Raw genomic sequence first — 25,170 nt, 5'->3', positions numbered from 1 at the left:
CCCCTTCAATCGCTGACAAGTCTCAGTCATCGCTGCGCTGGCTGGCGAACCGAGCGTCGCCTACCTTCCGCGCGGCGTGCCGCAGCCGCTCCGGTGCGCCGTGGTCGATCTGCAGTGCGTCGACCTGACCGGTGTAGCGAGCACGCTCCTCGTCGACAAGGCCCACGATGCGTTCCTCCAGCGCCTTGCGTGCCCGGAACGCGAGCCCGCGCACGGCCTGGTCGCCGAAGACCGCCTCCAGAAGCTTCTGGCCGATCAGGAGGGTGCCGCCGGCGATGCCCACCTCGGCACCGACGAGCGCCCCTCCGGTCGAGGCGAAGACGACCACCATCAGCGCGACGCCGAGGCCGTTGACACCGTAGGAGAGGAACTTCGCGGTCGTACGCTTGTCCTGCCCCTCGCTGCGCACCATCTCGAGCACGTCCTGCTGCCAGTCGCGCACCGCGCGTTCGGCCTTGGGCCGCAGCGCACGCGAGGCCCGGCCGAGGTCGGCGGGTCCGGCCGCAAGCAGCCCGCGCCCTGCCGGACTCATCTGCCAGGCGGCCTCCGCGTTCTCGGCGGCAGCCTCGCACTGCTCCAGGATCAGCATCTCCAGACCGCCCTGCACGGCCGCGGTCACCCGCTCGGCCTGCTGCGGCTTGCCCTTGATCGAGCCGAGGATCTTGTCGCGGATCATCCCGACCCGGGTCTCCAGCGCCTTGAGGATCTCGCCGGTGCCGACGAACTCCTGCCAGCGCGCGAGCACCTCGCCACGCAGCAACGTCCCGTCGGCGGTCGCCGCCATGATCGACTTGAGCGCGTTGTCGTAGGCCATGTCGGCATCCGTACGCAGCCGCTGCGCAGCCTCGCCCTGACCGTCCGCGGTGTCGGCGATCGGGTGGACCTCCAGGGTCAGCGCCCGCACCGCACCGTCGAGCGTCTGGGTGACGACCTGGTGACGCGCGGTGGCGTCGTCGGCGAGCATGTCGAGCCAGGCACGCACCTCGGCGACGTGCTCGCTCGGCAGCAGCCCGTGCTCGGAGACCTCACCCTCGTGGACGATGAAGAGCGGAGAGTCCTTGAGCCCGCGCGAGGCGAGCATCCGGGCCAGATGGCCGGCGACGGTCTGGACGGCGTCGGGCGGGGTCCGGTCGAGCACCACCGCCACCGCGGTGGATCGGTTGGCGGCCAGCTGGAGGAACTCCCAGGGCACCTGGTCGGCGTAGCGCGCGGCCGAGGTGACGAACACCCACAGGTCGGCTGCGGCGAGCAGCTCGGCCGCGAGCACCCGGTTGGCCTCCTCGACGGAGTCCACGTCGGGCGCGTCCAGGACGGCGAGTCCGGGGTGGAGCAGGTCGCTGGCGACCAGCTGCAGCGCTCCGGGGTCGTTGGTCGGGTGCTGGACCCGCTCCAGCTCCGGCAGCAGCCGGTCCTGCCCGAACCACCGGGCGTCGTCGGGGTTGTGCACCAGGACGGGCGAGCGGGTCGTCGGTCGCAGCAGCCCGGGCGTGGTCACCTTGGTCCCGACCAGCGAGTTCACCAGCGTCGACTTGCCGGCCCCCGTGGAGCCGCCGACGACCGCGAGCAGCGGCGCGTCGATGGTCATCATCCGCGGGATCACGTAGTTCTCGAGCTGCTCGACCATGTTCTGCCGGGTGGCGCGCTGCTCCTCGGCGCCGGGCAGGTCCAGCGGCAGGGTGACCTCGGTGAGCGCCTGGTGGAGCTGGACGAGCGCGGTCACCATGCGGTTGCTCTCGCCGCCGGACGCCAGGAGCTCGGCCTTGGTGGCCTCGAACTCGGTCGTCGGCTGCTCGGCGAGCATCCCTGCGGTCCGCGCCTCGTAGGCCGTGGGCCCAGCCTCCGGAGCATTCTCCGGAGCGACGCCGTCGGGTGTCTGTTCCTCTGTCATCCGCTCATCACCTTTCCGTTCGGAAATGCGATGTGTGGACGTACCTCACTGATTCGGTCAACGTATGCCCTCCCCCGGGCGGCGAAGTCTGGCGGCGGGTTGCCGCGCAGGAATCGCCAGTGCAAGTATCCGAGCTCGATCGCAGCCTGCTGGTATTCACGCATGACCGCAACCCCTCGAGCGCCTCCGTGCGCCGCCGCGAACTTCCGCGCCTGCTCCCTGCGCCGCAGATCGACCACCCAGTCGATGTCGGTGTAGGGAATCAGCCCGCGTTGGGCGGCGTCGGTCAGCGACCGTGTCAGCACGATGCGCTCCGACTTTCGCCGCCAGACCGCGAAGATCACCATCGAGACGAACGCGGGCACCATCACCACGACGTACGCCAGCAGGAACCCGGCCCCGTCATAGAGCAGTGTCGAGCCGTTCCAGGTCCCGTGGGCGAGCACGCCTGCGGCGAAGCCCAGCAGCGGCGCGACGACCTTCAGCCAGCGCTTGCGAGTCACCACCGCGACGCCGATGCCGATGCCGATGAAGGCGGTGAAGAGCGGGTGGGCGAAGGGGCTGAACAGGCAGCGCATCACGAAGACGGCGGTGAACTCGCCGAGGTGTCCAGTGGAGCTGTCGCCCATGCCGGGCGTGCCGTTGTAGGTGCCGCCGAGGTAGAGGATGTTCTCGGTGAACGCGAAGCCGATGCCGACCATGCCGGCGTAGACGATCCCGTCGAGCACGCCGTCGAGAAGGTGGCGGCGCCAGACCAGCAGCACGAGGAGGAACAGCCCCTTGGCCGCCTCCTCGGTGACCGGCGCCACGATCGCCAGCTGCGTCGCCTGGCTCCATCCGGCGACCAGCGCCCCGACGCTCTGCACGATCAACGCGGCCGCGACGGCGACGAAGGCGCCCCACCCCAGACCGAGGGCGAGCAGCGACTTCGGCTCGGGCTCGTAGCGATCGAGCCACAGGAAGGCGTAGACCAGCGGAACGACCGGGATGGCTGCGAAGAGAACGCCCAGGATCGCGCCGGTCGGGGCAAGATGGTCATCGACGACGCTGGTGCTCAGCAGAACGATCCCGAGAACCGGCAAAGAGGTCAGCACAACGAGCACGCCCACCACGATGGTGAACGTGCGGTTGCTTTTCGTCGGATCCTTCGGGATCGCCCCCATGCGCGCCAGACTATCGGGCGGATGCCTCCTCGTTGGGAAGGGACGCCGGTCGAGACGTTCTTCGCCCCATCAGCCGAGCGACGATCAGGGCGATGCCGACCGCTGCTCCGGCGAGCAGAAGGATCATCGCGGCCGGGTGGAGTCCGAGCACGTCGGCCGGGACAGCACTGTTGTCCTGCAAGGTGGTGGCGACCCCGAACAGCAGCACCACGACCGCCGGCGCGATCAGCTGTGGCAGCAACCGAAGAACGTAACGCCACAGCGGCCATGCCGCTCGGCGTTTCGCCCACGCGGGAGCCCTTCGCAGCCCGATGACGCCCATGCCGACCGTGAGGATGGTCAGTACGCCGAGACCGAGGTCGACCAGAGTCGCGACGGGGGCGTTGGTGCCGGGCTCATGGCCCTCGGTGATCTCGATGATGCCGTCGCTGATGCTCCACGGGTGACCGGTCACGATCGTCGAGCTGTTCAGGATCACCATCACGCCATAGCCGCTGCTCGGCACCAGGTGCTGTTGCGCACTGACGGTCACGTCGGTGCCGCCGTGCCCGAGCCGCGCGGGCTCGACCCCGGCGGCGGAACCGACCCAGCCGAGGCCGGCCCGTGCCGACCCAGCGCCCGGCTGCACCGTGTGCGACTCCCGGACCAGGTCCTCCGAGAGCAGGCGCCGGCCGTCCGGACCGACACCGCCGCGCTGCTGCATCGCCAGCCACTGCGCCATGTCGTGAGCTGTCGTCACCATGCCGCCCGCTCCAGCGACCATCGCCTCCATCTCGGACCACTTCCACCCCCGCCCGTACGCCAGCACGTGTCCATCCGCGAGCCCCGCGACACGCTCGTTGCTGGTCGTCGTGCTGACCGTGTCGTCCATCCGCAGCGGCTCGAAGACGTTCGCCTGCAGGTAGTCGTCGAAGTCGGTCCCGCTGACCACCTCGACCAACCTGGCGGCGGTCCAGAAGTTGCCGTTGCTGTAGCGGTAACGCGTCCCGGGGTCGGCCGTCAGCGCCCACTCCCGCTGACGCGCGACCCCCTCCTCCAGCGTGTCCGCCGGCGGGATGATCGTCGGGGTGGCATGACCCGAGGTGTGGCTGAGCAGCTGCCGGACCGTGATCTCGGCAGCCCGCGCGTCCGCCATCTCGAACTCCGGCAGATAGCGCCTCACCGGCTGATCGAGCTCCACCTTCCCATGGTCGACGAGCTGCATCACGGCAAACGCCGTGATCGACTTCGAGACCGATGCGATCCGCATCTTCGTCGTCGGCGTCACCTGCCGGCCCTCCGAGGTCTCCCCGAATCCACGCTCGTGGACGAGATCGCCGTCGCGCACCACGGCGATCTCGGCCCCCGGCAGCCCGTGCCGGTCGAGGTAGGAGCTGACGAAGTCGTCGATCCTCTCGGTGTCCAACGCCGTGGGCTGGGCGATGGCTGGACCGGCGCTCATCAGCGACGTCAGGACAAGCACCAGAGCGGTGACGGAGAGGAGGCTGTGCACGCGAGACATGCATTCATCATGGGGCTGGGCGAGGTGTCTGCGTACCTGCCTTACGGAAGGTACGCACACTGACGAAAGTCGGTATCAGCCGTGCGCGAGGGCATTCGGCCACGGCGTACGATTCCGCTATGACGGAAAACGGCGCCCCCTCCCCTGCAGAAGACCACACCGAGAGCCACGACCAGCCGGTTCCGGAGGCTTGGTCGAAGTTCATGAGGGAGGGCTGGGACGACCGCGAGGCCGAGGTGCCCGAGCATCCGATCACGCCGTGGGCGGCCGCGCGCCGCGAGCGGCTCGCAGGCATCTTCCCGGGCGCGCGCCTGGTCGTCCCGGCCGGCACCTACAAGGTCCGCGCCAACGACACCGACTACCGCTTCCGCGCCGACACCGCTCATGTCCACCTCACCGGCAACCAGACCTCCGACGCCGTCGTCGTGATCGAGCCCGACGGCACCTCGGTGCTGTACGCCCGCCCGCGCAGCGGTCGCGACTCCGACGAGTTCTTCCGCGACCGTCAGTACGGCGCGCTCTGGGCCGGCGCGCGCCCGTCGGCCCGTGAGCTCTCCGACTCGCTGGGGATCGAGGTACGCCACGTCGACCAGCTCGAGTCCGAGCTCGCCGGCAACACCCCGACCCGGGTCCTCCGTGGCGTCTCGGCCGACGTCGACAAGCTGGTCGCCCCGGCCGAGAGCTCGCGTGACGAGGAGTTCGCCAAGGCGCTCTCCGAGCTGCGTCTGATCAAGGACGAGTGGGAGCTCGGCGAGCTGCAGGAGGCCTGCGACATCACTGTGCGCGGCTTCACCGACGCGGTCAGCGAGTGGGACCAGGTGCTGAAGCACGGCGAGCGCTGGATCGAGGGCACCTTCTTCCGCCGCGCCCGCGCCGAGGGGAACGACCTCGGCTACGACTCGATCGTCGGCGGCGGGTCCCACGCCACCACGCTGCACTGGATCGACAACAACGGCCCGATCGTCCCGGGCGAGATGGTGCTGCTCGACATGGGTGTCGAGGGCCACAACCTCTACACCGCCGACATCACCCGCACGCTTCCCATCTCCGGGAAGTTCACGCCGCTTCAGCGCAACCTCTACGAGCTCGTCTACAAGGCCCAGCAGGCCGGCATCGAGGCGATCCGTCCAGGCGTCACCTTCCGAGCAGGCCACTTCGCCGCGATGGAGATCCTCGCCCACGGCCTCGACGACCTCGGGCTGCTCCCTGTCTCCGTCGACGAGGCGCTCTCCGAGGACAACAAGACCTACTCCCGCTGGACCCTCCACGGTGTCTCGCACATGCTCGGTCTCGACGTCCACGACTGCGCCTCGGCTTCGAAGGAGACCTACATCGAGGGCCCGCTGCAGGAGGGCATGGTCCTCACCGTCGAGCCTGGCCTCTACTTCCAGAAGGAGGACAAGCTCGTCCCCGAGGAGCTGCGCGGCATCGGCATCCGCATCGAGGACGACATCGTCGTCACCAAGGACGGCTCGGTGAACATGTCCAAGGGCCTTCCACGGACCGCCGACGACGTCGAGGCGTGGATGGGTCAGCACCTCTGAGAGGCGAGTGCCCCGGATGGCTGTGACCGAAGCCGTACGCCGGAGGGCATCTCTCGCGGCCGTCGCGCTGCTTGTGCTGCCGGTGGCCGCGTGCAGCGCCGGTCGTGCCCCGACCTCGGGACCCGCCTCGTCCGCGGGTCCCGGGGCAGCGCCGTCCGCGTCGGCCTCCGGGTCGGTGTCGACCGAGAACGTCTTCGCGGGGGCCGTGGTCGGGATCGACCCGGGACACAACGGCGGCAACGCGGGCGCGCCCGAGGTGATCAACGAGCCGGTGTGGAACGGGCGCTCGCAGAGCCCGTGCAACACCACCGGCACCGCGACCGACGACGGCTACCCGGAGACCGACTTCACCTGGGCGGTGGCCACGAAGCTCGCCGCCGACCTGCGGGCCTCCGGCGCGAAGGTGGTCATGACCCGGGACAGCAACGACGGGGTCGGGCCGTGCATCGACAAGCGGGCCAAGATCATCAACGACGCGAAGGCCGACGTCGCGATCGACATCCATGCCGATGGCGCTGCCACCTCGGAGCGCGGCTACTCGCTGCTGGTCCCGGTGCCCTCGGGCACCAACGACGAGGTCGTCCAGCCCTCGCGACGCTACGCCCGGATGCTCCGTACCGAGTTGCGGAAGACCGGGATGCCGTTGGCCTCCTACCTCGGCGAGGGCGGGTTCGTGGAGCGCGACGACCTCGCCGGCCTCAATCTGACCACCGTGCCGCAGGTGCTGCTCGAGACGGGCAACATGCGCAACGCCCAGGACGCGCGCCTGCTGAAGTCCGACCGGTTCCAGGCGAGGGTGGCCGCCGCCATCAAACGGGCGATGGCGGCGTACCTCCGCTCACGCTGAGACTAGAGCTTTCTCCACTCGACCGGCTCGAGGTTGTACTCCTCGGCGATCGGCCCCCACGCCTTGGCGGCCGCCTTCTTCGAGTCGTGGCTGGCCTGGCTCAGCTCGGTCGCCTTCGCCAGCTTGCCCTTGCCACCGAAGCACTCACCGTCGGCGTTGACCTTGCGCTTCTCGCCCCAGGCCGCGAAGGCGAGGTCGGCGTTCTGCGAAGTCAGCCATGCGGACTCGAGGTTCTTGACGAGCTTCCGCGACCCCGGGAGGACGGCGGTGTCGATCTTGGCGACCTTCGTCGCCAGCGTCTTCCGGGACGCCGCGGCGTCCTCGAAGGTCTTGATCGCCTCGTCGATGTTCTCGCACGCCTGGAGGTCGGCCTGGGCGGCGCCGATGGCCGCCTTGTCCTTGGCCGAGGTCTTGATGAGCTCGTCGATCTTCCCGGCCTCGGCCGCCGGACCGCTTTCGGCCGTGGTGGCGCCCTGGGTGCTGCCGGTCTTCGCGTTGGCGTCGCCGTCGTTGACCAGGCCGATGACGAAGGCGATGATCGCGACCACGACCGCCACCACGAGGACGATCAGGCCCCAGCGCTTCAGGTTGAACCCACCGGGCCCCTTGCCCTGACGCTGCGGCTCGTAGTGGGCGTCGTAGGCGTTGCCGTAGGGGTCGTAGCCCTGAGGCGCCATCGGAGGCGGCGCCGGGGTGCTGGGTCCGCCGCCGACCGGCGGCTGGCCCACGAGGGTGGCGTCGGCGTAGACGTTCTGAGCGTAGGGGTCCTCGTACGGTTGACCGAACGGCTCCTCGGCCCTGTCCTGCGGCTGCCCGAAGGACTGGTCGTAACCCTGGTCGTACCCCTGATCGTAGGCAGGCTCATAGGGCTGGTCGTAGCCCTGGGACCACTGGTTCTGGTCCGGCTCGAGCTGCGGCGCGAGCGGGGCGTAGGCGGGATCACCGTACGCCGCAGGCTGCGGAGCCTGGCCGGCCTGGCCGGCCTGGTCGTCCTCGTAGCGTGCCTCGGCCGCCGGAGCGTCGAACTGCTGCGGCGGCGCGAACTGCTCGAACTCATCGCGCGGACGGGTGCCGCCAGGGGCGTCGTCGGCGGCGTCGAACCGAGGACTCATCGCGACCTGGGTCTCGTCCGGACGGGGCGGCTCGGGCTGGCGATGATGCTCGACCGGCGGCATCGCCTCGTGGGTCTCGCCGGAGAGCGGGCCGCTCATCTGCGGCCCTGGCTCGACAAAGGTCGGGTGCTCCGCGCTCTGGTGGTGCGCCGCGGCCGGACGAGCGGGCAGCGGGGGCATGGCCATCGGCTCGGGGCTCTGCAGCTGAGGCTCCGGCACCTGCTGAGCCGGCATCTGGCGCTCAGGCATGTGGCGCTCGGGCATCGGCTCGGGCATCGGCGGTTCGGGCATCGGCTGCTCGGGCGCTGACGGCTCGGCCATGCGCTCGCCCATCGGCGACGGTGCGGCTGCCTGCGGCGCAGGCTCCTCCGGGGTCGGCTCAGGCTCTTCCGCGGCGCGCTTGCGCTTCGGCAGGAAGAGCGACTGCGACTGGGTGGCGAGCTCCGGCTCGAACTTGGGCGTGCGCGCCGCCAGCCCGAACAGGCTGCCACTGTCCGTACCTGCCGGCGGCGGGGCCATGCCACCGCCGAAGGCCGGCTGCTCACCGCTGGGCGCGGTCATGTTCAGCTGGGGCGCCATCGAGGCCCCCGGCGTACGCCTGACCTGCCCGAGCGGCAACGGTGCCGGCTCGGCGTCGGCCTCAGGCGCGGGCGTAGCAGCTTCCTGGCCACGCCTCGGCAACGACAGACCACCCTGCTCAGGATCGGCACCCCGCTGCGGCAGTCGCGGCGGGGCGACCGGCTCCGGTGCACCCTGCGACGGCGGCTGATGAGCGCTTCTGACGGGGGTCCCACAACCTGTGCAGAAGCGCATACCGGTGACGGCTGCACCGCACGAGGTGCACATGGACTCCATAGTCATGTCCGGGGACCTTACCGATGATCCGGCCCAGTCTCGAACCCTCGTGGTCCGACAACTGGACACCTACGTCGACAGTGTGGGGACAGTGCGCCCAAATACCCCCCACACCTTGGTAACACTCCGGTCAGTGTTTCGGATTGCGATGCACACATGGGATACGGGGACCAGTAAGATCGGGTGCGGCCTGCGCAAACCCACCTCGGACGGGGTGCTCCCGCGGGCCACGCCTCCGTAGCTCAGCTGGATAGAGCATCGGCCTTCTAATCCGACGGTCACAGGTTCGAATCCTGTCGGGGGCGCCACAATAAACCCGTGTGGGTAAAATCATGCGCCCGCGCGTGTTTCCGCTTCAGCGGCGTCGACGATGACCGGCCGCCCGGCGTACGCGGTCCGGAAGAACGGCAGGGTCCGGTGCACCATCGGACCGATCAGCAGCGCCTCGGCGACCGTCCCGACGCCGACGAGGCCACCCAGGAGCCAGCCGATCGCGAGCACGGTGATCTCGACGCCCCCGCGGCACAGCCAGACCGGGGCGCCGGTGCGCTCGTGCAGGCCGGTCATCAGGCCGTCACGCGGGCCCGGGCCGAGGCCGGGGGCGATGTAGATGCCGGTCGCCGCGGCGAGCAGAAGCAGGCCGGCACTGAACAGCGCGACCTGAGCCAACAGGTCCGTGGGCTGAGGCAGCACGCGAAGGCCGATCTCCGCCGAGGCGCCGACGAGCACCACGTTCAGCACGGTGCCGACCCCAGGTTTCTGGCGCAGCGGGATCCAGAGCAGCAGAACGAATAGCCCGATCAGGCTGGTCATCGCCCCGAAGGAGATCCCGGTGATCTCGACGAGTCCGGAGGCCAGCGCGTTCCAGGGGGCCAGGCCGAGCGAACCCTGGACGAGCATGGCGACTGCGATGCCGTAGAGGAAGAGGCCAGTTATCAACCAGGAGAGCGACTTCACAGAGAGATCCTTCACGATTGCAGAGCCAATCACGGGTCCAATCAAAGGTAAAGGTGCCAATTGGCGTAAGGTGGCCTCATGCCTCGCGGAAGAATCGGTGCCACAGCCCTCGCTGGCCTGCTCGGTCAGTGGCAAGGTGACGGCCCGGCGTACGAGAACCTCGCCGAGCGGATCCAGCTGCTGCTGATCGACGGGCGGCTCTCCGCCGACGTGCGACTGCCCTCCGAGCGCGAGCTCTCCGAGCGGCTGATGCTGAGCCGTACGACGATCACCGCCGCCTACCGTCGGCTGCGGGAGCGCGGCTACGCGCTGAGCGTCCAGGGCTCGGGCACCACGACGAAGCTTCCGCCCACCGCGCCCGACTCCTTCACCGAGGGCGGCGAGATCGACCTGGTCAGGGCCACCCTGCCCGCCACCCGGCGGCTCCCGGAGGCCGCCGTCGAGGCGACCCGGCGGCTGGCCGATCACATGGCCGGACCCGGCTACACGCTATGGGGCATCGAGGAGCTCCGCGCTGAGATCGCGGCGCGCTACACCGTGCGCGGCCTGCCGACCGATCCCGACCAGATCATGGTGACCACCGGCGGCCAGAGCGCGATCGCCCTGCTCGCCCGCACCGTGATCAGCCGCGGCGACCGGGCCTACGCCGAGAGCCCGTCCTACCCCAACGCGTACGACGCCCTGAGCCTCGCCGGAGCCCGGATCATCACGAGCCCGGTGACCACCGACGCCGGTTGGGACATGCCCGCGATGGAGGCGGCCATCGCCCGGACCACCCCCGTGATGGCGTACGTCATGCCCGACTTCCACAACCCGACGTCTCGCTCGATGTCGACCGAGGACCGGCTCCGCCTGCTGCACGCTGCAGCGAAGGTCGACACCCTTGTGGTGGTCGACGACACCACCGCCGAGCTGGACATCGACCGCAGCCAGACCTTCCCGCCGCTCGCCGCGATGGCGGACGAGCAGCAGGCCCGGGTCGTTCACATCGGCTCGGCGAGCAAGATGCTGTGGGGCGGGCTGCGGATCGGCTGGATCCGGGCCGACCCGGTGCTGCTGACCCAGATCGCCAGCGGACGCTCCGCCACCGACCTCGGCACCCCGATCTGGGAGCAGCTGGTCACCACCATCCTGTTCCAGCATCTCCCCGAGATCCTCGAGGAGCGCGCCGCGCAGCTCGCCGCCGGCCGGGCCGCGCTCTACCACGCGATGCGCCAGCACCTTCCCGACTGGGAGCTGCCGCCGCGTCTCGACGGCGGGCTCTCCGCCTGGGTCGGTCTCCCCGCTCCGGTGAGCTCGCAGCTCACCCTCGCCGCCAGGCCGCACGGGCTGCTCGTCACCGCCGGTCCTCGGTTCGGGGTCGACGGGGCGTACGAGCGTCACCTGCGACTGGCGATCACGCCCCGTCCCGAGCTCGTCCGCCGTGGTGTCGAGATCCTCGCCGAGGTCTGGCCCCGCGCCGCCTCCGCCCCTGCGCTGACCCTCACCACCGCCGAGGCCGTGGTCTGACCACCGTCAGCCGCGTGCCATGGCATCCAGCGCCCACAGCCCCAGGCCCTCGAAGCGCGCCGACTCGTAGCTCGGTACGTCCCCACTGGTTGCATCCAGGAGCCGGCGGGTCGTGATGTGTGAGGCGCCGCGGGCAAGGCCGGCTCTGGCGAGCTCGGCGGCCGCGAGCGGCGGTGGCTGCTCCTCGCGGCGCTGCCGCGCCCGTCGCCGCTCGTAGTCGAGCTCGTCGACGGCGATGGTTCGGATGATCGACTCGGCGCTCCCCAGGCTGCGGGTGTCCCTCAGCGCGCGGGCGAGCGGAAAGTCGTGAGGGTCCAGGTCCTCGACGAGCCACACCGCGGCGCTCTCCTCGGTCACCGGAACCGGCGCGTGCCCCCGCCTCATCTCCACGGCACCCCGTAGGCCGTACGCAGCGGCCGCTGCCAGCGTTGTCGCCTCGGTGGGGTGCCAGCTGAGCGGTTCGCGGAACCTGTCCACATCCGCCGCCACGAGTGCTCCCGCACGCTTCCCGCCGACGTCGCGCAGGATCGCCGTCACCTGCTCCGCCGACAGCTCCCCGTCCACACCGGGACCGAGCACGGCGAGCCGGACCGGAAGATCCACGTCGAGGGCCGCGGCCAGCGTCAGCGAGTCGGCCAACGGGCTCAGCAGTCCGGCCTCGTCGCCACGAGCGACGATGTCACCGCCGACATCGACAACGGTGAGAGCGTCCACGCCCAAGGCCCGGGCGAAGTGGGTGAGCTGCCGTCCCAGCCCGATCGCCCCACCCGCGAAGTCGTGCAGCACAAGACGCGCATCGACGTCACCGGCCAACCGCGGCAAGACGGACCGACCGGAAGGAAGCGTGTCCGCCGAGGTCGATATCTCGGCACGTACGCCGTCGATCAGGCGTAATCCGATGAAGTCACCCCGCGAGCGCGGCCCCGGCACCGGGTCGATCCGAAGCCGCTCCCAAGCGCAGGTCGAGACGAGAGCCCTGCTCCCTGCGTCGGGTTCGAGAACCCTGCGCGCCAAGAGCGCGCCGAGGGCATCACCCCCACCACCGGACGCGACGTAGAGAGTGCTCACGCTGTCGATTGTGGCCGCTGAGAATCGATGGCGCCACCGTCGTAGCTCACTCAGCGGTCCCTGATGCTAAGCAGCGAGGTCATGGTCGAGGAGTACGTCGCGCAGCATGAACTCCGCCCGGGACAGTAGTGGTGGGTCTGGTCGCCAGGTGTCGGGTGGTGGGCTGGTGTAGATGTGCCCGGTGGGCGTGATGGTGATGATGCTGCCGTCAGGTCCGGGTCTGGCTTGCCAACCGAGGGCTTCTTTCGCCTGGTTGCATCTCTCACAGAGACCTTGAAGATTTTCGGCGTTGGTGGTGCCGCCGTCTGCGTGGCGTTCGACGTGGTCGACGTTGCGGATCGGGGCGTCACAGCCGTTGGTGCGACAGATCCCGCCGTCGCGGGCGGCGATGAACTCAGCCAGGCCTTCAGGTGCTTTGCGGGAGCGGGACTCCATCGCGACCAGCTGCCCGGCCGGGTCGGTGAACAAGCGACGGACGAAGACCTCGGCATCGGCGAGCGACTCACGCGCCCAAGCAGCAGGGACAGGTCCGTAGCTCTCCACCATCGCGGGCTGGTCGCTGTCAGCAGCCAACGCGTCGGCGGTCATCACGATCTTGACCTCGATCCGAGGCTTCGCATCGACGCCGTCACGTCCGGCGACACGGTCTACCAGGGTGTCGGCCATGACCTGTCCGCGGGTCCGTTCATCCCCAGCAGCTTGGGCAGCCTTGGCCGCCTGATCGAGTGCGGCGTAGACGGCAACGCCGTCCTTGACCGGGAGCAGCGCACCCAGCCAGGTCATCGTGTCCGGTGCCGGTCGCACGCTGACTCGGCGGTCTTTCTCTGCGTTCGCGGCTCGGTTGACGACGGATTCCTGGTCGAGGGTGATGGCGAGCTTCTTGGCGGCGTTCTCGAGCTGTCGCAGTCCCATCGTCACCACAGCAGGCGGTTCGCCGTCGGGGCTGGGCGCGCAGAGCTGGTAGTCGATGACCCGCCGGTCCTCCATCGAGAGGCAGGCGGCTTCGCGGGCGAGGATCGTGGCCTGCCACTGCGAGAACAGGCCCGCCTTCATCAGAGCGAAGGTGTGGGGCATCTCCGCGAGAAGGATCTTCGCCAGCCCGAGCAGTGTGGCGCCCTTGGCCGGTGAGACGCGCCTCGCCAGCGCGATCTGCGAGGCCACGCCTTCGCCGAGCTTGCGGGCGGGGATCCCGGCCTCGGCCTGCCGGGCGCGGGTGGCTTCCTCGAGGCGTACCGCTGCTTCTGCCTGCGCGGCCTCAGCCACACACTTGATCTCTTCGAGACGAGAGATCCAGTCGACCAGCTCGCCCTCGGACGCGCCCAGGGGCGGCCCGGTGAGGAGCTGGTCGACGGTCTCGTTCATACGCCTCATTATATGTGAAAGAGTCGTCTGTGGCTACCTGTTTTTGCTGGTCAGAACCGATTTACGCAGTCAGCGAACAAGCAACCTGAACCCCGCGCCACACCCTCGCCGCCGCCCCGATAATGGCGAAATCTTTCTCGATCAGGTGCCGAGTCAAGGATGGCCGAAGGCCACCGCGAAGCGGCGGGCGAAGCCCGTCCTTGACGCGGCGGCTGATCGAGAAACACTCGAGAAAGGGTCGGCGGCGAACCTGGAGACGAAGAAACAGTCGCTCAGCGAGGTTTCCCCGACGAGAACCGTGTTGGTCTCGACACGCCTCCGCCTAGCGGCTCCGGCGGCTCGACCAGCGGGGCGAGGTCTCGACCAGCGGGGCGAGGTCTCGACCAGCGGGGCGAGGTCTCGACCAGCGGGGCGAGGTCTCGACAAGCTCGACCACCGATGCCCACCGAACAAGAAGTTCACCCGAACTCGTTGTGACCCGCGCCACGTTGGGTCACGATGTGCCCATGCTAGGACTGATCCAGGACGCACCGCTGACCATCGAAACGATCATCCGGCGCGCCGAGCGCGTCTTCCCGACGCGGGAGATCGTCACCAAGACCGCCACAGGTCTGGAGCGCAACACGTTCAAGGACCTCGCCGTGGAGGTGCGAAAGCAGGCCGGAGTGCTCGACCGGCTGGGCATCTCCGAGGGCGGCCGGGTGGCGAGCTTCGCGTGGAACACCCTTCGCCACCTGGCGCTCTACTACTCCGTCCCGTGCACCGGCCGGGTGCTGCACACCGGCAACATCCGCTACTTCCCCGAGCAGCTCGTCTACACGTTCAACCACGCCGAGGACGAGGCTGTCTTCGTGGATCGGTCGCTGCTCGGTCTCCTGGCCCCGCTCCTTCCCCAGCTGACCACGCTCAAGCACGTGATCGTGATGGACGACGGGGCGCCGACACCGTTCCCCGACGACCCCCGGGTCGTCTCCTACGAGGAGCTGATGGCCGACGCCGAGGAGGTGGCGATCGACGGCCGGGTCACCGACGAGCGCGCCGCCGCCGGGATCTGCTACACCTCCGGCACCACCGGCAATCCGAAGGGTGTCCTCTACTCGCACCGCTCCCAGTACCTGCACGCCCTGGCCTCCCTGGCCGGCAGCCTCTTCGGCACCAACGACCGAGACCGCGTACTGCCGGTCGTGCCGTTCTTCCACGCCAACGGCTGGGGCTTCGCCCACTCTTCGCTGCTGGCGGGGTCCAACCTGATCCTGCCCGGGCCCGACCTCTCGCCCGCCGGCATCATCAAGCTCCTCGAGGCCGAGAAGGTGACGATCGCCGCCGGCGTACCCACGATCTGGATGGGCATGGTCCCGCTCCTGAAGGACGCCGACCTCTCCTCGCTGCGCGTGGTGATCTGCGGCGGGTCCGCGGTGCCGAAGTCGCTCTCGGAGGCCTGGCGCGAGGCGATCGGTCTGCCGATCACCCAGGCGTGGGGCATGACCGAGATGTCGCCGCTCGGCAGCGTCTTCAACGAGCGGGCCGAGATCGCCGGCCTGTCCGAGGAGGAGAAGGCGGACTACCGTACGTCGCCGGGCATCCCGGCCGTCGGTGTCGAGCTCCGCATCGTGGAGCCCGGGACCACCGACGAGCTCCCCTGGGACGGTGAGACGACCGGCGAGCTCGAGTGCCGTGGCCCGTGGATCGCGTCGGGCTACTACAAGGTCGACGCGCCGAGCTCCTTCTCTCCTGACGGCTGGCTGCGCACCGGTGACATCGCCGCGATCGACCCGCTCGGCTACGTACGCATCGTCGACCGCACCAAGGACCTGGTGAAGTCCGGTGGCGAGTGGATCTCGACCGTCGCGATCGAGAACCTGATCATGGGCCACCCGAGCATCGCCGAGGCCGCGGTCGTCGCGGTGCCGCATCCCAAGTGGGGTGAGCGGCCGCTGGCGTTCGCGGTGGTCAAGGAGGGCGAGTCGATCACCAAGGAAGAGCTGCTCGGCTACCTCGCCGAGAGCCTCGGCAAGTGGCAGGTGCCGGACGACGTGGTCTTCATCGACGAGGTGCCCAAGACCTCGGTCGGCAAGTTCTCCAAGAAGACCCTGCGCGAGGAGCACTCCGACTACAAGCTGCCCACGGCCTAGCTGGAGGCACGCTCAGCCCAGCTGCGCGAGGATCGAGTCGCTCTCTTCCCTCGCGCAGCGGGCATCCTCGTGCTTGCCCAGCGCGGCACGGGTCTCAGCCAGGTGGCCGAGCGCATCGGCGAGCCCGGGCAGGTCACCGGCGGCACGCAGCTTGGTCACCGCCTCCTCGAAGTGCCCGGCCGCCTCGTCGACCGCGCCGAGCCGCTGGTGGATCCAACCGATGGTGGCGATGACGTTGCCCTCGCTGCGATAGCCCGGCGCGACCCGGCGCAGCTCCGCGAGAGCGGCCTCGCAGTGGCGGAGCCCGGCCTCGTACTCGCCGTCGAGGGCTGCATAGAGACCCAGCCGGCCGGTCGTCCAGGCCGCACGGATCGGATCGCCGGCGCGAGCGAAGACCTCCGCCGCCCGAGCCGCGTACACCGCTGCGCCGGCATGATCACCGGAGGCCGTGGCCAGTGTGGCCAGCCGGTGCAGGGTCTTGCCCTCTGCCGCCAGGTCGGCGGACTCCGTCGCCAGGTCGAGGGCCCGACCGAGGTGGTCGAGGGCGTCGTCGACGCGCCCCAGGCGCCCGCAGGCCGCGCCCGCGGCGCGGTGCACGACGCCGAGTCCGGCCGGGTCGCCGCCCTGCGAGACCCGGTGGCGCACACCCGGCAGCGCGGCCTCGGCCAGGGAGGCGAGCTCGATCCAGCGCCCTTGGAGGTCGAGCAGGCGCTCGAGGGCGCCGATGAGCAGGACGATCCGGTCGGAGGCGATGCCTCGGGCGACAGCGCCGTCGATCACCCGCGCCAGCACGGGCAGCTGCATGGCGAACCACGCCAACGCCGCACCGCTGTCGCCGACGACCTCGATCGTGACCCCGGGACGCATCGGCTCGGTGGCGACGAGATGGTTCTGATGGGGGTCGTAGGCGCTGTGCACCGACCGTGCACTGAAGACATAGTGGTCGATCATCCGCAGCTCGGCCTCCTCACGCAGCGAGGCCGGCTCGCCCGCGGCGAGGTCGGCGGCGTACTCCCGCAGCAGGTCGTGCAGCACGAACCGGCCGGGGGCGACCTCGGTCACCAGGTTGGCCTCGGTGAGCTCGTCGAGCAGGCGCCGAGCCGCCGCTCGGGAGATCCCGGCAAGGCTGGCGGCGGCCAGGACGGTGAACGACGGCCCGGGATGCAGGCCGATCAGCCGAAACAGGTGGGCAGCCGGCTCGGACAGGTGCCGGACCGACCACGAGAAGGTCGCCCGGAGGTCACCGCGACCGCCGCCGAACCCGTCCAGGCGGGACTCACCGAGCTCGTCGGCCAGGTCGGCGAGAGCGTAGGCCGGGCGAGTCGCCGCCCGCGCGGCCACGACCGACAGCGCCAGCGGCAACGAGGCACACAGCGAGATGATCCGATCCACCGCCTCCGGCTCGTCCAGGAGCCGCTCCTTGCCGAGCCTCCCGGCCAGCAGCTCATAGGCCTCTTCGTCGTCGAGCAAGCCGAGCTCCATCGGTCGCGCCCCAGCTTCGGCGACCAGCCCGGAGAGCCTGTTCCGGCTGGTCACCAGGGTCATACACCCAGGACTGCCGGGGAGGAGCGAGCGGACCTGCTCGCTGTCACGGGCGTTGTCGAGCACCAGCAGCACGCGCTTGCCGGCGAGCCTGCTGCGCAGCAGCCCGGCGCGGCCGTCGATGTCCTGAGGCTGGCGGGTTCGCTCCACCCCGAACGCCTCGAGCACCACCCCGAGTGCGTCCAGAGGGTCAAGCGCGTCGTGAGGGTCGAAGCCGCGCAGGTTCACGAACACCTGTCCGTCCGGGAAGCGCGGAGCGGCCCGGTGCGCCCAGTACAACGCGAGCGTGGTCTTGCCGATCCCTGCGGTGCCCGCGATCGCGGAGATCACCACTGCCCGTCCGCCCCCGTCGATCCGCTCGGCGACCAGCTGGTCCAGCGCGGTCAGATGGTCCTCGCGCCCGGCGAAGGTCGTGACGACCGGCGGCAGCTGCCGCGGCACGACTCCCTCGTGGGTCCGCGCCGACCCGGGCTCGGGATCGTCTCCGTCGAGGATCCGCAGGTGCAGGTCGCGTACGTCCTTGGACGGCTCGACCCCGAGCTCATCTCGGAGGACCCGGAAGAGCCGCTGGTAGGCGGCCAAGGCCTCGGCCGTGCGGCCCGACTGCCACAGTGCCGTCATCAGCAGCAGCCACAGGCGCTCCCGGAGCGGATTCGCCCGGACGACCGGAGCCAGGTCACCCACCACCGCGGCCTGCCGGCCGAGCGCCAGGTCGGCGGCGGCTCTGGACTCGACGGCGACCAGACGCAGCTCGTCGAGCCGGGCGGCTTCGGTCGCGATCATCGGCGACTCCCCGACCGCTCCGTAGGCACCCCCGGCCCAGAGTCCTAGGGCTGCATCGAGGAGCATGCTGGCCCGCTCGTGGTCCCCGGCCTCTGCGGAGACACGGCCCTGCTCGACCAGCTCCTCGAAGCGGGCCTGGTCGATGTCCGCTCCGACCAGCGCGTAGCCGTTCGCTCGGCGCTGCAGCTGGCGGCGATCCTCGCCGAGTGCCCGACGCAGGTCGCGAACACGCTGGTGGAGGAGGTTCACCCCCGTCGCCGGGGGTGAACCCCTCCACAGCTCATCGACCAACAGGTCGGAGGAGACCGGTGCTCCACGCGCGGCGGCCAGAAGCGCAAGCAGCGTACGCCGCGTGCGCGACAGCCTCTGCGCCGTGCCGTCGCCATCGACCAGCTCGACGGCACCAAGGACCCGGACCCGCACCACACCTCCTGTTGACTGCGCAGCAATACGCCCGAGACGCTCTCATCGTCTCATCACCGCACAGATGGTGACGCGTAATGCCGCCAGAAGGTTGCCTGGAGGTTGGTACTTGATCCAGATTCAGGGCTACAGCCCTACGGGATCCGCCACAGGCCGCTCTCGCCGCCCTTGTCGACCTGGAACTCGACCTGTTTGATGTTCACGCCTTCGGGGACGACGAACGGCACCAGAGCCGTTCGCTGATCCTGCGGCTGCAGCCCGAACGGGTTCGGGAACATCTCGCCGCCGTCCACCGAGGCCGTGCCGGGCAGGCTCTTGTACTTCTTGCCCGCGGCATCGATGACCGTCGTACCCGCCGCCGGCGAGTCGTCGAAGACCCGCGCCCCAGCGTTGGCGATCTGGACCTCGACGGCCATCACGCGCATTCCCGGCGGGGTCTTGGTCCCGTCGGTGAACGACGTCTCGAAGACGTCCTGCACGATCACCCGCAGCAGGATTCCCGGCGCCTTGCCCTTGATGGTTCCCTCAGCCGTCAACCCGAGCTGTTGGTTCTGCTCGATCCTTTCGGTGCTGTCGACGGTGATCACCTTCTTCTCCATCGCGGGGTTCTCGCCATGATTGTTGCTGTAGAACCCGTAGTCGATGGAACTGTCCGAACCGCAGCCGACCCCGGCCGCCGCGACGGCTCCCCCGAGGATCAGCATGGCCAAGCGTCGCACACGCACTCCTTATGAAATTTGTTGCCACGGAAAGGAAACTGTTCCTCCTGATTTACCATGGCAACATGCCCGAGCGCGAGCCGTCGGCCTAGGGCCTAAGGTCCCAATCCGGGCCCAACTCTTCAAGACTATTTCCACAGCGCGGAGCAGCGGGCGAGCGCTGGAAACGCCGGTGTCACGAGAAACCAGGGCGTGACCAGCGAAAGCGTCTCGATCAGGCGTACGTCGGCGACGACCACCGCGCGACGAGCACGTGCGGGCCCTACTCCGACCGCACGGTCGGACGCTCGACGAGATCAGCCAGCTTCGCCGGGGCCTGGATGCAGTAGGAGTCGGTGAGGAGCTCGGTGACCTCGTCCCAGTCGGTCTCGTCGTCGAGGATCATCCCGACGACATTGCCGCCCCAGCCGGCCTTGAAGTAGGGATGACCCAGGTGTTCGAAGGCCACCACCTCGTCAGGCTCACCGCGGAACATGATCCGGAAGAGCTGGTCCTCACCACCGAAGACGTGCGCGACCGACGCCTTGCCGACCTGCCAGCGCACACCTACCCAGGCGTCCTCCTCGATGCACTTCGGGAACGCGGTGAGGATCTCCCTCAACCGCGCCACCATCGCTCGGGGCACCTCAGGACGCTCAGCCATGAGGCTGATCCTGCCAGGGACCACCGACAGCGATAATTGATATACATGGTTACTATCAACATGTACTGTTTCTTCCATGAGCAAGCACACGATCGGGTACGTCGCGTGGCGCCTGGCCATGCGTCTACGGGTGTCGATGGACAGGGCGCTCGCGCCCCTCGGTCTCACCCACGCGCAGTACTCCCTCATCGCCTCCCTCCACGGCCTCCGTGCCGCGGGGGCCCCGACCCAGAAGCAGCTGGCCGACCTCACCGGACTCGAGCCGATGTACGTCTCCAAGCTCGCCCGCCAGCTCGAGGCGAAGGGCTGGGTCGAGCGCGTCCGAGACACCAAGGACACCCGGGCCGTACGCCTCGCCATCACCCCCGAGGGCACCGAGGTGACCCGCGAGGCGATCGCGGTGACCAGCCGGTTGCTCGACCAGCTCACCGCACCGCTCGGTGGCCGCGACAGCCGTCGCGCCGCCGAGGCGCAAGCAGCGCTCGAGGCGATGCTCGCCGCACCCATCGACACCGATCCCACACCTGGAGACTGATCATGACCACTCCCCCCGTCACCGGCGCCAACCTGGGCCTTGCCTACTTCGCCATCCGCAAGAACCTCCTCGACGTGCTCGGCGACTTCGACCTGACCTTCGAGCAGGCGCTCATGATCAACTACCTGCGCCAAGGTGATGTCGCACGCGCCGATCTCGTCGCGACGACCGCCGACAACATCAAGAGCTCCACGGCCGAGATCGAGTCACACCTCGAGGCCGCGATCGAGCGAGGCCTGATCGCCGAGGGCCTCACGCTCACCGCAGCGGGAGCCCGCATCCAGCAGCAGGTCACAGAACGCTCTGCGCCTGTGACCAAGGCGCTCTTCGCCGATCTCCCGCCCGAGGATCTCGCCGCGACCGGCCGGATCCTGACGACCCTCACCGAACGCGCCAACGCCGCCTTGTCCGCCTCCTAGGATCGGGGCCATGGCGCACCAGAAGTACGACGTAGTAGTAGCCGGCGGCGGACACAACGGTCTCACCGCCGCGGCCTACCTGAGCCGGGCGGGCCTCTCGGTCCTGGTGCTGGAGCGACTCGACCACGTCGGTGGCGCGGCAATCTCCGCGCAGGCGTTCGAGGGCTTCCCGACCCGGCTCTCGCGCTACTCGTACCTGGTCTCGCTGCTCCCCGAGCAGATCCATCAGGATCTCGGCCTCGACATCGAGTTCGCGTCGCGGCAGACCGCGTCGTACTCGCCCTTCCTCGACGGCTCGCGGGCCACCGGCCTGCTCGTGGAGACGCCTGAGGGCGAAGCCACCGCCGCGAGCTTCCGCGCGGTCACCGGGTCGGATGAGGAGTACGCCGCGTGGCAGTCGTTCTACGACGAGGTCGCCGACCTCGCCCGGGTCGTCGCCCCCACCCTGACCTCGCCGCTGCCCACGGGAGATGTGATCAGGTCACAGGTGGGCGGGCCGATCTGGCGTGACCTCGTCGAGCGTCCTCTGGGCGAGGCGATCGAGCGGCGGTTCAGCGACGACCTGGTTCGCGGCGTGGTCGCGACCGACGCCCTGATCGGCACCTTCGCCGGGCTCGGCGAGACCAGCCTGATCCAGAACCGCTGCTTCCTCTACCACCTGATCGGCAACGGGACCGGCGAGTGGCGGGTCCCGGTCGGCGGCATGGGCGCGGTCACCGGGGCGATCACCAAGGCTGCGTACGCAGGTGGCGCTCAGGTCCTCACCGGCGCGACCGTCACCTCGATCCGCGGCGGTGCGGTCGGCGAGGGGGCTGAGGTCGCCTGGACCGACGCCTCGGGATCTCACACCGTGACGGCCGATTACGTGCTCTCCGGCCTGGCCCCGTACGTCCTCGACGGCCTCCTCGGCCGCACGCCTTCCGTCTCGACCAAGCCGGTGGGTGCCCAGCTCAAGATCAACATGCTCCTCGAGCGCCTCCCCCGCCTGCGCTCCGGCGAGGACCCGAAGGTCGCCTTCGCCGGCACCCTCCACCTCGGTGAGTCCTACTCGGAGCTCGAGAAGGCGTACGCCGAGGCCGCCGCCGGCTCGGTGCCGACCGAGATGCCGGGCGAGGTCTACTGCCACTCGCTGACCGACCCCTCCATCCTCGGCGACGTTCCGCCCGGCACCCAGACCCTCACCTATTTCGGCCTGCATGCCCCGGCCACCCTCTTCGAGGACCCGGCCACGCGCGAGGAGCGCAAGGCGCAGGCGGTCGAGCGCGCCATCGCCTCCCTCGACCGGCACCTGCTCGACCCGATCGCCTCCGTCGTCGCGCGGACTGAGGATGGGGCGCCGTGCATCGAGGCCAAGATCCCCCAGGAGATCGAGGCCGACCTGGCCATGCCCGGCGGCCACATCTTCCACGGCGACCTCGCCTGGCCCTGGGCCCCCGACGACGCCGATCTGACCACCCCCGCCGCCCGCTGGGGCGTCGCCACCGACCTCGGCACCGTGCTCTTGTGTGGCTCGGGTGCCGTACGCGGCGGTGCCGTCTCCGGCTTGGGCGGCCACAACGCCGCCCAGGCCGTCCTCGAGCTCCGCTGACCACGCCGTTCACCCCAGCGAAGCCTCGATTTGGGGCCGATCCGAGCCCGCTGCTAGTGTTCTTCTCGTCGCCGAGCGCGCAAGCAGCTCGCGGGACGTGCGCCATTAGCTCAATTGGTAGAGCAGCTGACTCTTAATCAGCGGGTTGTAGGTTCAAGTCCTACATGGCGTACTCGGCAAAATATCGCCTCTGACCTGGTCAAACTGGGTTGGAGGCGATTCTCAATTTTACGCCGCGGGAACACCATGGGAACACCCGTGCCCATCGTGAAATTTTGCTTCCCTGACGTCGAAGCCCGCTTGTCACGGGCGAGACCCGCTGACGTGCTCCGGTACCTGAGCCAGCAGGATCTCCAGCCCGTCATCCGACTGGGCGAGCGCGAGCTTCTCCGCGCCGGTCACCGGCCCGAGAGGGACCTCACGAGACGCGGGGTCAGGCACCGTACCGACCGGCTCCTCAGGGCACCGAGCCACAGTCCCGCACCGTAGGCGAGGTCGTCGAGGCGGCGGCCGAGGAGGGTCGTGGGGCGGACGTCGGTCTCGTGGAGGGCGACGACGGTGTCGACGACGAGCGCGGCGAGCACCATCCGGCGAGCGGTACGGCTGAGCAGGCAGGCGAGCAGCGTGAGCGGCCACCAGTGGCGCAGCAGGAGGGCCGACTCCTGGCGCAGCGACCAGCCGAGTCCCCGGACGGCAAGGCGGGAGGCGAGGGCGTCGCGGCCGGGGATCTCGGGGAGGGCGTTCGCGACGACGTGGCTGCCCCACGCCACCGAGGCCAGCGCGGCCGGCGCTGACCACCAGCGGCCGGCCAGGACGGCGGCTCCGGCTGCGGCCATGGCCGGGGAGAGCACCGCGGGGGCGATCGCGTCGCCGTGCCTGCGGCCGAGCTCGGCGCCGCCGGTGCCGTAGGTGAGCTTGCGGCCGAGCCAGGCGCGCACGGTGCCGCGTACCTCGTGGCGGGCCTCGAGGCCGGGCTCGTAGCGGACCGCGTGGCCGGCCTCGACGAGCCGCCAGACCAGGTCGACGTCCTCCCCGACGCGCAGGTCGCCGGCGAAGCCACCGACCTCCCGCAGGGTCGCGACGCGGCCGACCAGGCAGGCCGAGGGGAGCCAGCCGACGGCTGCGCCTGGGCGGACCGAGCAGGCTCTGGTGCCCAGCGACAGCGAGGAGGCGGCCACGTCGTAGCGCTCGAACCAGGCCGGGCGAGCCTTGTCGGTGTGACCGCACACCCGCGGCCCGGCCAGCGCGACCCGCGGGTCCGCCAGCTGTGCCGCCAGCCGGGTCAGCATCTCCGGATCGGCCAGGACGTCGGAGTCGACGAAGGCGACGTACGCGGTCGCCACCCGGGCGAGCCCGGCGTTGCGGGCCCCGGCGGGTCCCAGGTTGTCGCTCAGCGGGAGCAGGTTGGCGCCGTGGCGGCGTACGACCTCGGCGACGGCCTCCGGATCGCGGGAGGCGTCGTCGACGACGATGACGTGGCTGCCTCGCAGGGCGGTCAGGCAGCGGTCCAGGTGGTCGGGGCGGTCGCGGGCGGGTACGACGACGGTGAGGTCGGCGGGGTCGACGGGCTCCAGGCCCCCGGGGTCGGCGAGGTTGCCGTCGAGCAGGCGCCGGACGACGAGGTCGGAGGCGGCGTCACGGACCTGCACCTGCCGGTCCACGACACGGTCGGCCGCAGCGGGTGCCAGGCGCACGGACCGCAGCGGCGAGCCTCCCACCAGCACCAGCCCGTCTCCGGAGCTGGGCAGGAGGCGTACGTCGTCGCGGATCCGCACCGTGAACCCGGGCGGCAGCATCATCCGCCGAAGCCTCCGTCGGCGGCGACGACCGAGCCGTTGAGCACCGCACCGGCGGGCGAGCAGGCGTGCACGACCGTGGCGGCGACCTCGTCCGGCGTGAGCCGGCGGCGCAGGAGCTGGTGTGCGGCAAGGTCGTCGGGGCCGACAGCGTAGAGGTCGGCGGTCGCTGCGAGCATCGCGGTGTCGGTCGAGCCCGGCGAGACGGCGCAAGCGGTCACCCCGGTGCCGGCCAGGTCGGCGGCCAGCCCCTTCACCAGCCCGACGACGGCGTGCTTCGCGGTGGTGTAGGCGGCGAGGTGGAACAGCCCGTGGGCGCCCGCGGCGGAGGCGAGCGCGACGAACCGGCAGCCGCTCGGGTCGGGGCCGGCGAGCATCGCGGGGACGGCGGCGGCCGCGGTGTTCCACACCCCGGCGACGTCGATCTGCCACAGCAGGTCCAGCGAGGCGTCCTCCCACAGCGGGCGTCCGCCGGCGATCACCGCCGCGGCGGCGACCGCGACGTCGAGCCGCCCCCAGCGATCCTTCGCGACGTCGACGGCGCCGGACTGCGCCGCCGGATCTCGTACGTCACCCATGACCGGTTCCACCCACCCGGCCGGCAGCGAGGCGACGAGCGCGTCCAGGTCGGCCCGGGTCGCCTGCGGATAGCTGGCCGACGAGTCCGTGCCCGCACACCAGTCGACCGCGACGACGTGTACGCCCGCTTCGACCAGGCCGCGCACGGTCGCCGCGCCGATCCCCCGAGCGGCGCCGGTCACCAGCGCCACGCGACCTGTCTCGG

19 protein-coding genes and 2 tRNA genes are annotated in these 25,170 nt (G+C 70.0%); 9 read left to right on the top strand and 12 right to left on the bottom strand.

Annotation, left to right across the window (positions count from 1 at the left end; translation table 11 throughout):
* Window positions 1–22: 22 nt before the first annotated feature.
* The 3 genes from BJ988_RS01190 to BJ988_RS01180 are packed head-to-tail and all read right to left on the bottom strand — an operon-like array spanning window position 23 to window position 4,552.
* Complete coding sequence (locus BJ988_RS01190; protein WP_179656300.1) at window positions 23–1,888, bottom strand: dynamin family protein; 1,866 nt, start codon at window positions 1,886–1,888, stop codon at window positions 23–25.
* A complete protein-coding gene (locus tag BJ988_RS01185) occupies window positions 1,885–3,051 on the bottom strand; it encodes a PrsW family intramembrane metalloprotease (RefSeq protein WP_179656299.1) in 1,167 nt (388 codons plus the stop codon). Before BJ988_RS01185 ends, BJ988_RS01190 begins: the two co-directional genes overlap by 4 nt.
* Before the next feature lie 10 nt (window positions 3,052–3,061).
* The gene (locus BJ988_RS01180; RefSeq protein ID WP_179656298.1) at window positions 3,062–4,552 is read right to left on the bottom strand and encodes a serine hydrolase domain-containing protein; all 1,491 of its coding nucleotides are present in this window, start codon (window positions 4,550–4,552) and stop codon (window positions 3,062–3,064) included.
* A 119-nt stretch (window positions 4,553–4,671) separates the two neighbouring features.
* Between BJ988_RS01180 and BJ988_RS01175 the strand changes: the two genes are divergently transcribed.
* Together BJ988_RS01175 and BJ988_RS01170 are read left to right on the top strand one after the other, a co-directional pair.
* Window positions 4,672–6,096: an aminopeptidase P family protein gene (locus BJ988_RS01175; RefSeq protein WP_179656297.1), complete on the top strand. Its 1,425-nt coding sequence runs from the start codon at window positions 4,672–4,674 to the stop codon at window positions 6,094–6,096.
* Window positions 6,097–6,112: 16 nt separating this feature from the next.
* A complete protein-coding gene (locus tag BJ988_RS01170; protein ID WP_179656296.1) occupies window positions 6,113–6,943 on the top strand; it encodes an N-acetylmuramoyl-L-alanine amidase in 831 nt (276 codons plus the stop codon).
* 2 nt (window positions 6,944–6,945) lie between these two features.
* Here the strand turns inward: BJ988_RS01170 and BJ988_RS01165 are convergent, their stop codons facing one another.
* A complete protein-coding gene (locus tag BJ988_RS01165) occupies window positions 6,946–8,916 on the bottom strand; it encodes a chromosomal replication initiator protein DnaA (protein ID WP_179656295.1) in 1,971 nt (656 codons plus the stop codon).
* 225 nt (window positions 8,917–9,141) lie between these two features.
* Between BJ988_RS01165 and BJ988_RS01160 the strand changes: the two genes are divergently transcribed.
* Window positions 9,142–9,218: transfer RNA gene (locus BJ988_RS01160), tRNA-Arg, on the top strand.
* Between the two features lie 22 nt (window positions 9,219–9,240).
* Here the strand turns inward: BJ988_RS01160 and yczE are convergent.
* Window positions 9,241–9,867, bottom strand: a complete 627-nt coding sequence (gene yczE, locus BJ988_RS01155) for a membrane protein YczE (protein WP_343051382.1) — start codon at window positions 9,865–9,867, stop codon at window positions 9,241–9,243.
* 78 nt (window positions 9,868–9,945) lie between these two features.
* Between yczE and yczR the strand changes: the two genes are divergently transcribed.
* Window positions 9,946–11,376 (top strand): MocR-like transcription factor YczR, encoded by a 1,431-nt coding sequence (yczR, locus tag BJ988_RS01150; protein ID WP_179656294.1) that lies wholly within the window; start codon window positions 9,946–9,948, stop codon window positions 11,374–11,376.
* A gap of 6 nt (window positions 11,377–11,382) precedes the next feature.
* On the opposite strand, the gene BJ988_RS01145 is transcribed toward yczR, so the two are convergent.
* Window positions 11,383–12,444, bottom strand: a complete 1,062-nt coding sequence (locus BJ988_RS01145; protein WP_179656293.1) for a DUF1152 domain-containing protein — start codon at window positions 12,442–12,444, stop codon at window positions 11,383–11,385.
* Window positions 12,445–12,510: 66 nt separating this feature from the next.
* A complete protein-coding gene (locus BJ988_RS01140) occupies window positions 12,511–13,806 on the bottom strand; it encodes an HNH endonuclease (RefSeq protein WP_179656292.1) in 1,296 nt (431 codons plus the stop codon).
* 506 nt (window positions 13,807–14,312) lie between these two features.
* Here BJ988_RS01140 and BJ988_RS01135 point away from each other — a divergent pair.
* Entirely contained in the window at window positions 14,313–15,938 is a 1,626-nt protein-coding gene (locus tag BJ988_RS01135; protein WP_179656291.1) for a long-chain fatty acid--CoA ligase, read from the top strand.
* A 12-nt stretch (window positions 15,939–15,950) separates the two neighbouring features.
* Here BJ988_RS01135 and BJ988_RS01130 read toward each other — a convergent pair whose 3' ends face one another.
* The 3 genes from BJ988_RS01130 to BJ988_RS01120 form a co-directional block, all read right to left on the bottom strand.
* On the bottom strand, window positions 15,951–18,686 hold the full coding sequence (locus tag BJ988_RS01130) for a BTAD domain-containing putative transcriptional regulator (protein WP_179656290.1): 2,736 nt from the start codon (window positions 18,684–18,686) through the stop codon (window positions 15,951–15,953).
* A 134-nt stretch (window positions 18,687–18,820) separates the two neighbouring features.
* A complete protein-coding gene (locus BJ988_RS01125) occupies window positions 18,821–19,405 on the bottom strand; it encodes a hypothetical protein (protein WP_179656289.1) in 585 nt (194 codons plus the stop codon).
* Between the two features lie 262 nt (window positions 19,406–19,667).
* Window positions 19,668–20,048, bottom strand: coding sequence for an MmcQ/YjbR family DNA-binding protein (locus BJ988_RS01120; RefSeq protein ID WP_179656288.1), 381 nt, complete (start codon window positions 20,046–20,048; stop codon window positions 19,668–19,670).
* 76 nt (window positions 20,049–20,124) lie between these two features.
* On the opposite strand from BJ988_RS01120, the gene BJ988_RS01115 reads away from it, so the two are divergent.
* The 4 genes from BJ988_RS01115 (at window position 20,125) to BJ988_RS01100 (ending at window position 22,762) form a co-directional block, all read left to right on the top strand.
* Complete coding sequence (locus tag BJ988_RS01115) at window positions 20,125–20,583, top strand: MarR family winged helix-turn-helix transcriptional regulator (RefSeq protein ID WP_179656287.1); 459 nt, start codon at window positions 20,125–20,127, stop codon at window positions 20,581–20,583.
* 2 nt (window positions 20,584–20,585) lie between these two features.
* Window positions 20,586–21,002: a hypothetical protein gene (locus BJ988_RS01110; protein ID WP_179656286.1), complete on the top strand. Its 417-nt coding sequence runs from the start codon at window positions 20,586–20,588 to the stop codon at window positions 21,000–21,002.
* A 10-nt stretch (window positions 21,003–21,012) separates the two neighbouring features.
* Entirely contained in the window at window positions 21,013–22,590 is a 1,578-nt protein-coding gene (locus tag BJ988_RS01105) for a phytoene desaturase family protein (protein ID WP_179656285.1), read from the top strand.
* A gap of 99 nt (window positions 22,591–22,689) precedes the next feature.
* Window positions 22,690–22,762 (top strand) — tRNA-Lys (locus BJ988_RS01100).
* 226 nt (window positions 22,763–22,988) lie between these two features.
* Here BJ988_RS01100 and mftF read toward each other — a convergent pair.
* Both mftF and BJ988_RS01090 read right to left on the bottom strand, forming a co-directional pair.
* On the bottom strand, window positions 22,989–24,389 hold the full coding sequence (mftF, locus tag BJ988_RS01095) for a mycofactocin biosynthesis glycosyltransferase MftF (protein WP_179656284.1): 1,401 nt from the start codon (window positions 24,387–24,389) through the stop codon (window positions 22,989–22,991).
* On the bottom strand, window positions 24,386–25,156 hold the full coding sequence (locus BJ988_RS01090) for a mycofactocin-coupled SDR family oxidoreductase (RefSeq protein WP_343051381.1): 771 nt from the start codon (window positions 25,154–25,156) through the stop codon (window positions 24,386–24,388). Before BJ988_RS01090 ends, mftF begins: the two co-directional genes overlap by 4 nt.
* Between the last annotated feature and the right edge of the window lie 14 nt (window positions 25,157–25,170).

This window comes from Nocardioides panzhihuensis (genome assembly GCF_013408335.1).
Classification (GTDB): Bacteria; Actinomycetota; Actinomycetes; order Propionibacteriales; family Nocardioidaceae; genus Nocardioides; species Nocardioides panzhihuensis.
This window is presented reverse-complemented; position numbering and strand designations above follow the sequence as displayed.

Coding starts and splice junctions, on each gene's coding strand:
- BJ988_RS01175 (WP_179656297.1), top strand. CDS start 4,672: ATGACGGAAAACGGCGCCCCCTCCCCTGCAGAAGACCACACCGAGAGC.
- BJ988_RS01170 (WP_179656296.1), top strand. CDS start 6,113: ATGGCTGTGACCGAAGCCGTACGCCGGAGGGCATCTCTCGCGGCCGTC.
- BJ988_RS01120 (WP_179656288.1), bottom strand. CDS start 20,048: ATGGCTGAGCGTCCTGAGGTGCCCCGAGCGATGGTGGCGCGGTTGAGG.
- BJ988_RS01115 (WP_179656287.1), top strand. CDS start 20,125: ATGAGCAAGCACACGATCGGGTACGTCGCGTGGCGCCTGGCCATGCGT.
- BJ988_RS01135 (WP_179656291.1), top strand. CDS start 14,313: ATGCTAGGACTGATCCAGGACGCACCGCTGACCATCGAAACGATCATC.
- BJ988_RS01110 (WP_179656286.1), top strand. CDS start 20,586: ATGACCACTCCCCCCGTCACCGGCGCCAACCTGGGCCTTGCCTACTTC.
- BJ988_RS01190 (WP_179656300.1), bottom strand. CDS start 1,888: ATGACAGAGGAACAGACACCCGACGGCGTCGCTCCGGAGAATGCTCCG.
- mftF (WP_179656284.1), bottom strand. CDS start 24,389: ATGATGCTGCCGCCCGGGTTCACGGTGCGGATCCGCGACGACGTACGC.
- BJ988_RS01105 (WP_179656285.1), top strand. CDS start 21,013: ATGGCGCACCAGAAGTACGACGTAGTAGTAGCCGGCGGCGGACACAAC.
- BJ988_RS01185 (WP_179656299.1), bottom strand. CDS start 3,051: ATGGGGGCGATCCCGAAGGATCCGACGAAAAGCAACCGCACGTTCACC.
- BJ988_RS01140 (WP_179656292.1), bottom strand. CDS start 13,806: ATGAACGAGACCGTCGACCAGCTCCTCACCGGGCCGCCCCTGGGCGCG.
- BJ988_RS01165 (WP_179656295.1), bottom strand. CDS start 8,916: ATGACTATGGAGTCCATGTGCACCTCGTGCGGTGCAGCCGTCACCGGT.
- BJ988_RS01180 (WP_179656298.1), bottom strand. CDS start 4,552: ATGTCTCGCGTGCACAGCCTCCTCTCCGTCACCGCTCTGGTGCTTGTC.
- yczR (WP_179656294.1), top strand. CDS start 9,946: ATGCCTCGCGGAAGAATCGGTGCCACAGCCCTCGCTGGCCTGCTCGGT.